Genomic DNA, 10,751 nt, shown 5'->3' with positions numbered 1-10,751 from the left:
TCTTTTTTTGTAAATAAGTAAATTGGTCTACAAAAAAGATTTCCACGACCAGATGAATTATTCATCCAACCTATGAAAATCTTACACTAACCTTTCATCTACATTTTGTATCATACTACAATTGGTCTAAAAGTTAACTATTATAATATCGGTGTTTGAATAATGCTTATCTAAATTGGTATAGTTTGATTGCTGAAATTACTAATGTAATAGCAAAGTTAATCGTTTATCAAAGTTAGATAAATTGTTAAATTTTGGAAATGCATTCACGGGATAGTTGTTTTGGATTAAGGGAGACTTGCTTTTTAAAACAATGACCGGTATAATTGGAACGTTAATTAATTTACGTTTAATATTAAAGGAGGCAAAGTAACATGCGTAAAGCACACCCATACGGCGTACAAGGCCGTCGCCCAATCGCTTCAAAGTACAAGCGAGCATTAAAAGAAAAGAAGATCGAAGCTATTCGTAAGTGGGCTAAGGAAAAGCCAGCTGAAGAAAAGTAATTCAGTCTATAAAAGCTATGCAATTCAGTGCATAGCTTTTATTTTTTAATAGCGCCGTTTGTAAAATTAAGTTAGAAAAATAGAAAAGCCATTTGTGGTTTCCTTTCTTTTNNAAAAGAAAGGAAACCACAAATGACTTACACCCATCTTACCACAAACGAGCTGACAATCATCGCCCATTCTTTCGTGCAAAAGCTTAAAGCGTACCGAGTGGCCCAAATGATCAACCGTTGTTCCGAAACCGTTTATCGTTACCTGGAAACCGGTGCCTTAATTGCTGATTATCAAGATCACTATATGCGCAATAAGCAACGTTGTGGCCGAAAACGTACTCAGTTGTCACTGGCTGAACTCACTTATATCAACGACAAAATTGCCCAGGGGTGGACGCCTGATACCATTATTGGGCGCGCTGAGCGCCCAATTAGTTGTAACCAGCGAACTCTTTACCGGATGTTTGAACGTGGCCAGTTCGGCTTCGATGTCCGTTCCTTGCCGATGCGAGGTAAGCGGCACCCGAATGGCTATGTCGAGCGCCGCGGGAAGGTTGGCCAATTGGGGCGAAGTATTCACGAGCGTGCCAAGGACTTTCCGCACTATGCCACTGAATTTGGGCACCTTGAAGCTGATACCGTCCAAGGCAAAAAGCACCAAGGGGCGGTAATGACCCTGACCGAACGCTAATCGAAGGTCGAAATTGTACTCAATGTGCACAAAAAGACGGCTGATGCGATTAACCAACACTTAAGTCAGCGGCTTCGGAAATTCTCGTGGCACTTCTTCAAATCGATTACCTTTGACAACGGAAAAGAATTCGCCGGCTGGCGCGAGATTGCCAATCAATTTGACCTTCACACTTACTTTGCCGAGGTTGGTGCTCCCAATCAACGAGGGCTGAACGAAAACAACAACGGTCTTTTACGCCGGGATGGCTTAACGAAACAGCTAGATTTCCGCAACCTTCCTGATGAATTGGTAACCCAACTGATGAGTAAGCGAAATAACCTGCCCCGTAAATCACTAGGCTATCGAACTCCATATGAAGTATTCATGTCTTACGTCACTGATGAGCAACTATTTTCTTTCTAACTTAAATTGACATTTCGGGATTTAATTAAATGGTCAAGAATATTTTGCAAAAAAATATTAAATAATAGTTAAAACATTTGACCTTTTTTGACCAATCGAGTATAGTATTATTATCCGTTAGCATATAAGACTAACGAGTGCTAATTTATTAAGGAGGCCATATTATGAATTTAGTACCTACTGTCATTGAGCAATCATCTCGTGGTGAACGTGCTTATGACATCTACTCACGGCTTCTGAAGGACCGTATCATTATGCTCTCTGGTCCAATTGAAGACGAAATGGCAAATTCAATTGTTGCGCAACTTTTATTCCTTGATGCGCAAGACTCAACTAAAGATATTTATTTATACATTAATTCACCTGGTGGAGTTGTTACCTCAGGAATGGCAATTTATGACACCATGAACTTTATTAAGGCTGATGTTCAAACTATTGTAATCGGAATGGCTGCTTCGATGGCCAGTGTACTAGTATCATCTGGTGCTAAGGGTAAGCGTTTTGGATTACCACACTCACAAGTTTTGATTCATCAACCATCTGGTGGAGCTCAAGGTCAACAGACTGAAATCGAAATTGCTGCTACTGAAATTTTGAAGACACGGAAGATGCTTAACGGAATCCTTGCTAAGAATTCTGGTCAACCTATCGAGAAGATTCAGGCTGATACTGAACGTGATCATTACTTGACAGCACAAGAAGCAGTAGATTACGGCTTACTTGATGGTGTAATGGAAAATAATTCAAAATTAAAGTAAAGTGATAATTAAAAAGATCTCCAATTATTCGATTAATTTCGAATGACGGAGATCTTTTTTATTATCAAAACGTGCGTGGAAATTAACAGCCTTGTGGCGACTGTAATATCTTAAAAATGAAAAAAGGCTGTCGAAAAAATTCAACAGCCTTATAAAAATGCGCCCCCCGAGAGTCGAACTCGGATCTCGAGAACCGGAATCTCACGTGCGATCCATTACACTAAGGGCGCGTCAACAAATATTATACTATCTTAAATAAGAATGAATTGCAAGCATTATTTGAAAATTTTAATTAAAATAACGCTTACATCAGAAAAATGTTGTGATTGAATAGACAATTTTTTTGAAGATGGTATCATAAGTATCGTAGGAGTTGTATTATTGCTTAGACCTTACCACTGCGTCACTTACAATGGTTGAGAGTTGCGATGCTGATGTAATGTGATAAACTAAGCAAGTACACTAATTATGTTTTTTCCTAAAGGAGGAATTTGCAGTATGACTGTAAAAATTGGTATTAACGGTTTTGGCCGTATTGGTCGCTTAGCATTTCGTCGGATTCACGAACTTAACACAAATGATATTGAAGTTGTTGCAATCAACGATTTGACTACTCCTTCTATGTTGGCTTACTTACTTAAGTATGACTCAACTCATGGTAAGTTCCCAGGTGAAGTTACATCTACTGATACTGGTATTGTTGTTGATGGTAAGGAATACCCTGTATACGCTGAACGCGATGCTCGTAACATTCCTTGGGTAAAGAACGATGGTGTTGACTTTGTTCTTGAATGTACTGGTTTCTACACTTCTGCTGAAAAGTCACAAGCACACATTGACGCTGGTGCAAAGCGTGTATTGATTTCAGCACCTGCTGGTAACATCCCAACTGTTGTTCCTGGTGTTAACCTTGATACTTTGACTAAGGATGACATTATCGTATCAGCTGGTTCATGTACTACTAGCTGCTTGGCACCAATGGCTAAGGTCTTAAATGACGAATTTGGTGTTAAGGTTGGTACTATGACTACTATCCACGCATTTACTTCTACTCAAGCTATCCTTGATGGTCCTCGTGGTAAGAAGATGCGTAACAACCGTACTGCAAGTGTAAACACTATTCCTCACTCAAGTGGTGCTGCTAAGGCTATTGGTTTAGTTATTCCTGAATTAAACGGTAAGCTTTCAGGTCACGCACAACGTGTTGGTGTTGTTGATGGTTCATTAACTGAACTTGTTTCAATTTTGGACAAGAAGGTTACTGTTGACCAAATCAACGATGCTATGAAGAAGGCTACTAACCCAGCATTCGGTTACACTGAAGATGAAATTGTTTCAACTGATATTATCGGTTCAACATACGGTTCAGTATTCGATCCTTCCCAAACTGAAATTATGGAAGGTGACGATGGTTCACAATTAGTTAAGACTGTTGCTTGGTATGACAACGAATACGGTTTCACTAGCAACATGATCCGGACTTTACTTCACTTTGCTACTCTTTAATTTGAAGTAAAATTAAACTAATTTGATTAAGGTGGGAGGAGGACTACTCCGCCCGCCTTTTTTTATCAAGAGAAGAGGAGACATAATACAATGGCTAAATTAACTGTTGAAGACCTTCCTTTAGAAGGCAAGAAAGTATTAATGCGTGTTGACTTTAATGTTCCAATTAAAGACGGCGTTGTTGGTGACGACAATCGAATTGTTGCAGCTTTACCAACAATTAAATATGTTATTGACCATGGTGGTCGAGCAATCTTATTCTCACACCTTGGCCGAATTAAAAAAGAAGAAGATAAGCCTGGACTTTCACTTCGTCCAGTTGCAGAACGTCTTTCTAACTTACTAAACAAGCCAGTAACATTTGTTCCAGTTACTGAAGGTAAGCAATTAGAAGATGCTATCGACAACATGAAGAATGGTGATGTTTTACTTGTCCAAAACACCCGTTACGAAGACGTTAAGGATGGCGAATATGTAAAGCGTGAATCTGGTAATGATCCTGAATTAGGTAAGTACTGGGCTTCTCTTGGTGATGTATTTGTAAATGATGCTTTTGGTACAGCTCACCGTAAGCACGCTTCTAATGTTGGTATTGCTACTAACATGCCAGGCAAAGCAGCAGCTGGTTACTTGATGGAAAAGGAAATCAAGTTCTTAGGTGATGCAGTAGATAATCCTGAACGTCCATTTGTTGCCATTCTTGGTGGTGCAAAGGTTTCTGATAAGATTGGTGTTATTGATAACCTTCTTGACAAGGCAGACAAGATTATTATCGGTGGTGGAATGGCTTATACCTTCTACGCTGCTAAGGGAATCAAGGTTGGTAACTCACTTGTTGAAAAAGACAAGATTGACGTTGCTAAGCAAATCTTAGACAAAGCTGGCGATAAGCTTGTATTGCCAATTGATAATGTAGTAGCTGATAAGTTCAACAATGATGCTGATACAAAGGTTGTTGAAGGTGATATTGACGACGGTTGGATGGCTCTTGATATTGGTCCTAAGTCTGTTGAAGAGTTCAAGAACGTATTAAAAGATGCCAAGACTGTTGTTTGGAATGGACCAATGGGTGTATTTGAAATGCCAAACTTTGCTAAGGGTACGCTTGAAATTGGTAAATTCCTTGGTACATTAACAGATGCTACAACAATTGTTGGTGGAGGAGACTCAACTGCTGCAGTTAAGGAATTGGGTGTTGCTGATAAGCTTACTCACATTTCAACTGGTGGTGGTGCATCATTAACTTACCTTGAAGGTAAAGAATTGCCTGGAATTGCCGTAATTTCTGACAAATAATTAATGTTTAACTACTATTTATAATTCTTATATAAGAGGCTGAGAAAACTTTTGCTTTTCTCAGCCTCTTACCGTATCTTGGTATTAACAATAAAATGGTAGATAGGAGGGTCAAATAATGAGAGTACCGATTATTGCTGGCAATTGGAAAATGCATAAGGATGTACAAGAAGCTGTCTCTTTTATCGAAAAAATAAAAAATCAGCTTCCACCTGCCGACCAACTTGAAACAGCAATTGCTGCTCCTACTCTTTGTTTGGTACCAATGGTTAAAGCGGCTAAAGAATCTCCGTTAAAAATAATGGCAGAAAACTGCTATTATAAGAATGAAGGAGCCTATACTGGTGAAACAAGTCCATATGCTTTATACCAAGCAGGAATCCATCATGTAATTTTAGGCCATTCTGAACGCCGAACTTACTTTAATGAAACTGATGAATTAATTAATAAAAAAGTGAAGGCAGCATTAGTAAACGGGTTATGTCCGATTGTTTGTTGTGATGATACTATGCGTCGACGAGTTGCTGGAAAGAAAGTTCATTGGGTGGTGAGCCGAATTCTCGCTGATCTTCATGGATTGACCAATGACGAAATTTGTCATGTTACGGTTGCTTATGAACCTAGTTGGGCGATTGGAACAGGCGAGAGTGCTGATCCAGAACAAGCGGCGGAAGGTTGTTACCTTATTCGCCAGACGATTAGTGATATGTATGGCGATGAAGTTGCAAATAATGTTCGAATTCTCTATGGAGGAAGTGTGACAACATCTAATATCAATGCACTAATGGCAAAAAATGATATTGATGGTGCTTTAGTCGGAGCGGCGAGCTTAAATCCAGAAACATTTTTACAATTAGTTCACCATTAGGCGGTTAAATGCTTGTTTTTAATTGTGTAAAATAATACAATGTTAAGTGGAATTGCTTTCCAAATAAATGACAGAGGAGAGATTCATCAAATGTCACTCATTACAGATATTTATGCACGTGAAGTCCTTGATTCACGTGGTAACCCAACAGTTGAAGCAGAAGTTTACACAGAAGCCGGTGGTGTAGGCCGCGGTATCGTTCCTTCAGGTGCTTCAACTGGTGAACACGAAGCTGTTGAATTACGTGACGGCGACAAGAACCGTTTTGGCGGCAAGGGTGTTTTAAAGGCTGTTTCAAACGTAAACAACATTATTGCTAAGGAAATCGTAGGGATGGAAGTTACTGACCAAATCGCTATCGATAAGGCAATGATTAAGTTAGACGGTACTCCAAACAAGGGTAAGTTAGGTGCTAACGCTATTTTAGCTGTTTCATTAGCTGCTGCTCGGGCTGCTGCTGACGAATTACAAGTACCTCTTTACAACTACCTTGGTGGTTTCAACGCTCATGTATTGCCAACACCAATGATGAACGTTATTAACGGTGGTGCTCACTCAGATAACAAGGTTGACTTCCAAGAATTCATGATTATGCCAGTTGGTGCACCAACTGTACGTGAAGCTATTCGTTGGGGTTCAGAAACTTTCCACGCCTTGAAGAAGGAATTGGAAGCTGCTGGTAAAGTAACCTCTGTTGGTGACGAAGGTGGATTTGCTCCTGACTTTGCTAACAACGAAGAACCATTTGAATACTTAATCAAGGCTATTGAAGATGCTGGTTACAAGCCAGGTAAGGACATTGCCATTGCCTTTGACGTTGCCGCTTCAGAATTATGGAACGACGAAGACAAGAAGTACAAGCTTCGTTGGTCAACTGGTGAAGAATACACCACTGAAGAATGGATTAACTACTTATCCGGTATTATTGAAAAGTACCCAGTAGTATCTGTTGAAGACCCAATTGACGAAAACAACTGGGATGATTGGGTAACTATTACTGATAAGTTAGGCAAGAAGGTTCAACTTGTTGGTGATGACTTCTTTGTAACTAACACTGATTACTTGAAGAAGGGTATCCAAATGGGTGCTGCTAACTCAATCTTAATCAAGCTTAACCAAATTGGTACTTTAACTGAAACTGTTGAAGCTATCGAAATGGCTAAGGAAGCTGGTTACACTGCCATCGTTTCACATCGTTCTGGTGAAACTGAAGACACTACTATCGCTGACTTGGTTGTTGCTACAAACGCTGGACAAATCAAGACTGGTTCTATGAGCCGGACTGACCGTCTTGCTAAGTACAACCAATTAATGCGGATTGAAGATCAACTTGGTGATGTTGCTCAATACAAGGGGATCCACTCATTCTACAACTTGAGTCAACAAGCTCGTCAAGACATCGAAAATCGTTAATTTTAAGCATTAGTTAAAAATCAAAAGGACTATGGAGAAAATTCCATAGTTCTTTTTAGTTACAAATTATTTAATTAAGATTAAAAACGATTACATCATTTATATTAAAAAATAATGAGAAAGAAGTGTTGGAATTTAGTATGAAATATAATATAATCTTTAAAAGTTAAATACAATGAAAGGATACTGATACAAATGAAAAAATCGGCACCAGAACTTAATCGTTCGATGACTGCTGGTCAGATGGAAATGATTTCCCTTGGTGGAGCGATTGGTGTTGGACTGTTTATGGGATCAACATCTACAATCAAGTGGACAGGGCCATCTGTTATCCTCGCATATGCGTTTGTCGGCTTAATTCTATATATTGTTATGAGAGCGTTAGGAGAGATGATTTACATTAATCCTGGAACAGGTTCTTTTGCGGATTATGCAACTGAATATGTTCATCCAGTAGCTGGATACCTTGCTAAATGGGCTAACGTATTTGAGTATATTGTTGTAGGAATGTCTGAAGTAGTAGCAGCAACTGAATACCTTAAATATTGGTGGCCACACCTTCATACTTGGGTAGCTGGAATTGTTATTATTATTTTCTTGGTCCTCGCTAATTTAGCGAGTGCAAAAGCATATGGGTCGCTTGAATTTTGGTTTGCGATGATCAAAGTTATTACTATTATCTTTATGATCTTACTTGGATTTATGATTATCTTCTTTGGTTTTGGTAATGGCGGTCATCCAACCGGTTTCAGCAATCTTTGGTCTCATGGTGGATTTTTCACTGGTGGCTGGAGTGGTTTCTTCTTCTCAATGTCAATTATCGTTGGATCTTATGAAGGAATCGAATTGCTAGGAATTTCTGCCGGGGAAGTAGCAAATCCGCAAAAAGCAATTGTTAAATCTGTTAAGTCTGTTTTATTCCGGATTTTAATTTTCTACGTTGGCGCAATTTTTGTAATTGTAACAATTTATCCTTGGAATGAATTAAGCAGTGTTGGATCACCATTTGTATCTACTTTTGCTAAGGTCGGAATTACAGCTGCAGCATCAATCATTAACTTTGTGGTTTTAACCGCTGCATTATCAGGTGCTAATTCGGGTATTTACAGTTCAAGTCGGATGCTGTTTAAGCTATCTCATGAAGGGGATGCTCCTAAGATTTTTGGTCGTCTTTCAAAACGGATCGTTCCCGATGCTGCCATCCTTGGTATTTCCGGTGGTATTTTGATTGGCTTTATTATTGATATGATTTCGGCAACTTATAGCCATTCAACTGCTGATATGTTCGTGGTTGTCTTCAGTTCTTCTGTTTTACCTGGAATGATTCCATGGTTTGTAATTTTACTAGCAGAATTACGTTTCCGTCGTAATAATAAAGACTTGATGGTTGATCATCCATTCAAATTACCACTATATCCATTTTCAAATTATTTTGCATTTCTCATGTTGATTGTGATCGTTATCTTTATGTTTATTAATCCTGACACACGGATTTCGGTTATTGTTGGTGCTGCAGTATTGATTCTAGCAGTCACTGTATACCTTGTTCGGCATGGTTTTAAAAACGAAAAAGCATAAGATAAATAAGAAGCTAGGAAAAAATCCCTGGCTTCTATTTTATTTTTAAATTAATTTCGTCTCACTAAGCTCATGTAGTACAATGGCATGTAGACTTTTAATAAATTGGAGAAGAACAATGGAGAGTAGAAAAGAGGTATTTCATCGCTATAATCAGTTCAATCAACTAATTCGGGCGATCATTATTGGAATATTGACTGGTTTAGTAGTTAGTGTATTTAGACTCATAATTCAACACTTTTTACAATTAGTAACAGCAAGTTTTGCATATTTTCATTCTCATCCATTATGGCTAATACCATGGACAATTGGATCAATTATTTTAGCATTATTATTAGGATGGTTAGCTCAATCCTATCCTGATATAAAAGGGTCGGGGATTCCACAGGTTGAGGGACAGTTGACTAACCAATTTGATGAAAAATGGTGGCCAGTGTTATGGCGAAAATTTCTCGGCGGAATTTTCGCCATTGGATCTGGATTATATCTCGGACGTGAAGGACCATCAATTCAACTTGGGGCAACAATTGGGCAAGGAGTAGAGGAAAAGGCCAAAGTAGGGCACCTTAATCGCCAAATAGGGATCGCAAGTGGAGCAGCAGCAGGATTATCTGCAGCCTTTAATGCGCCAATCGCTGCGACTATCTTTATTTTGGAAGAAGTGTATCATAATTTTTCACCGGTAATTTGGTTGGCAACATTTGTGAGTTCGCTTTGTTCTAATATGGTTTCGATGCAGTTTTTTGGCTTACGACCGGTTTTGAATGTTCCTTATAATCATATGCTTCCTAATAATCTTTATTGGCATTTGATCGCGCTTGGTATTTTATTAGGTATCTTAGGGCGGCTTTACCAAATTGTTATTTTGCATTTGAATGGTTGGACGGCACGGATTCCTAAACTATCTCCTATTGCTTATCCAATTATTCCGTTTTTGCTGGTTATTCCTATCGCCTGGTATTTTCCAATCACGTTGGGCGGGGGAAATGAATTAATTATTATTTTACGTTCCTTGCCATTTTCTTTAGCGCTTTTTGTGGGGCTTTTTGTCCTTCGCTTTGTATTTTCAATGATTAGTTATGGTTCGCAATTACCAGGTGGGATATTTTTGCCAATTTTAACTCTTGGCGCTATTTTAGGCGCAGTCTATTGTGCGTTAATGGTTCATTTGGGATTAATGCCAGTTCGATATTTACCTAATTTTATTATCTATGGAATGGCAGGTTATTTTGCATGTATTAGTAAGGCGCCATTTACTGCTATTTTATTAATTACTGAAATGGTTGGCTCACTTGCGCACTTAATGCCATTAGCCTTGGTAGCAGTAGTAGCTTATCTTGTTGTGGATGCGTTACACGGTGAACCAGTATATACAGCAATGTTTAACGCCTTTATTGGAAATAATCCGCAACCAGCACGCTATAAAGAGGATATTACGATGTCGATTACCATTTATGCTGGCGCCCAGTTGGATGGTTGTAAAATTAAAGATTTTCCATGGCCAACTGATTGTATTGTGATGGTTGTCTATCGGGGAGAAGAAAAGATCATTCCGAATGGTCAAACAAAGCTGCAAGCTGGCGATACGTTAATTTTGCGGGCCAATTCAGCAACTACTAGACAAGCTTACCATGAGATAAGTCGGGCTGCGCATTATGGTTAGTGTAAGATTTTCATAGGTTGGATGAATAATTCATCTGGTCGTGGAAATCTTTTTTGTAGACCAATTTACTTATT

The 10,751-nt window shown here is 38.8% G+C and carries 8 protein-coding genes, 1 tRNA gene and 1 pseudogene; 9 read left to right on the top strand and 1 reads right to left on the bottom strand.

Annotated elements, in window-relative coordinates; all coding sequences use genetic code 11:
* Positions 1–374 precede the first annotated feature (374 nt).
* From AACL61_RS08775 to clpP, 3 genes and pseudogenes are all read left to right on the top strand, one after another.
* Positions 375–506, top strand: a complete 132-nt coding sequence (locus tag AACL61_RS08775) for a hypothetical protein (RefSeq protein WP_003666430.1) — start codon at positions 375–377, stop codon at positions 504–506.
* 132 nt (positions 507–638) lie between these two features.
* Positions 639–1,595, top strand: a pseudogene (locus AACL61_RS08770) (IS30 family transposase).
* A gap of 164 nt (positions 1,596–1,759) precedes the next feature.
* Entirely contained in the window at positions 1,760–2,353 is a 594-nt protein-coding gene (clpP, locus tag AACL61_RS08765; protein WP_003666435.1) for an ATP-dependent Clp endopeptidase proteolytic subunit ClpP, read from the top strand.
* Between the two features lie 158 nt (positions 2,354–2,511).
* Here clpP and AACL61_RS08760 read toward each other — a convergent pair.
* Positions 2,512–2,583: transfer RNA gene (locus AACL61_RS08760), tRNA-Arg, on the bottom strand.
* Positions 2,584–2,851: 268 nt separating this feature from the next.
* Between AACL61_RS08760 and gap the strand changes: the two genes are divergently transcribed.
* From gap to AACL61_RS08730, 6 genes are all read left to right on the top strand, one after another.
* Positions 2,852–3,859 carry a type I glyceraldehyde-3-phosphate dehydrogenase gene (gene gap, locus AACL61_RS08755; RefSeq protein ID WP_003666436.1) on the top strand — a complete coding sequence of 336 codons (1,008 nt, stop codon included), beginning with the start codon at positions 2,852–2,854 and terminating at the stop codon, positions 3,857–3,859.
* Positions 3,860–3,949: 90 nt separating this feature from the next.
* Positions 3,950–5,155, top strand: coding sequence for a phosphoglycerate kinase (locus AACL61_RS08750; RefSeq protein ID WP_102816881.1), 1,206 nt, complete (start codon positions 3,950–3,952; stop codon positions 5,153–5,155).
* 118 nt (positions 5,156–5,273) lie between these two features.
* Positions 5,274–6,023 carry a triose-phosphate isomerase gene (gene tpiA / locus AACL61_RS08745; protein ID WP_102816880.1) on the top strand — a complete coding sequence of 250 codons (750 nt, stop codon included), beginning with the start codon at positions 5,274–5,276 and terminating at the stop codon, positions 6,021–6,023.
* Positions 6,024–6,113: 90 nt separating this feature from the next.
* Entirely contained in the window at positions 6,114–7,436 is a 1,323-nt protein-coding gene (gene eno / locus AACL61_RS08740) for a phosphopyruvate hydratase (protein ID WP_003666443.1), read from the top strand.
* Between the two features lie 195 nt (positions 7,437–7,631).
* Positions 7,632–9,014: an amino acid permease gene (locus tag AACL61_RS08735; RefSeq protein WP_035159750.1), complete on the top strand. Its 1,383-nt coding sequence runs from the start codon at positions 7,632–7,634 to the stop codon at positions 9,012–9,014.
* A 118-nt stretch (positions 9,015–9,132) separates the two neighbouring features.
* Complete coding sequence (locus AACL61_RS08730; RefSeq protein WP_339111258.1) at positions 9,133–10,677, top strand: ClC family H(+)/Cl(-) exchange transporter; 1,545 nt, start codon at positions 9,133–9,135, stop codon at positions 10,675–10,677.
* The last annotated feature ends 74 nt before the right edge of the window (positions 10,678–10,751 follow it).

Source organism: Limosilactobacillus reuteri subsp. porcinus (assembly GCF_036621895.1).
Taxonomy (GTDB): domain Bacteria; phylum Bacillota; class Bacilli; order Lactobacillales; family Lactobacillaceae; genus Limosilactobacillus; species Limosilactobacillus reuteri_J.
Note: the sequence above shows the minus strand (reverse complement) of the source record. Positions and strands in the feature narration are given on the sequence as shown.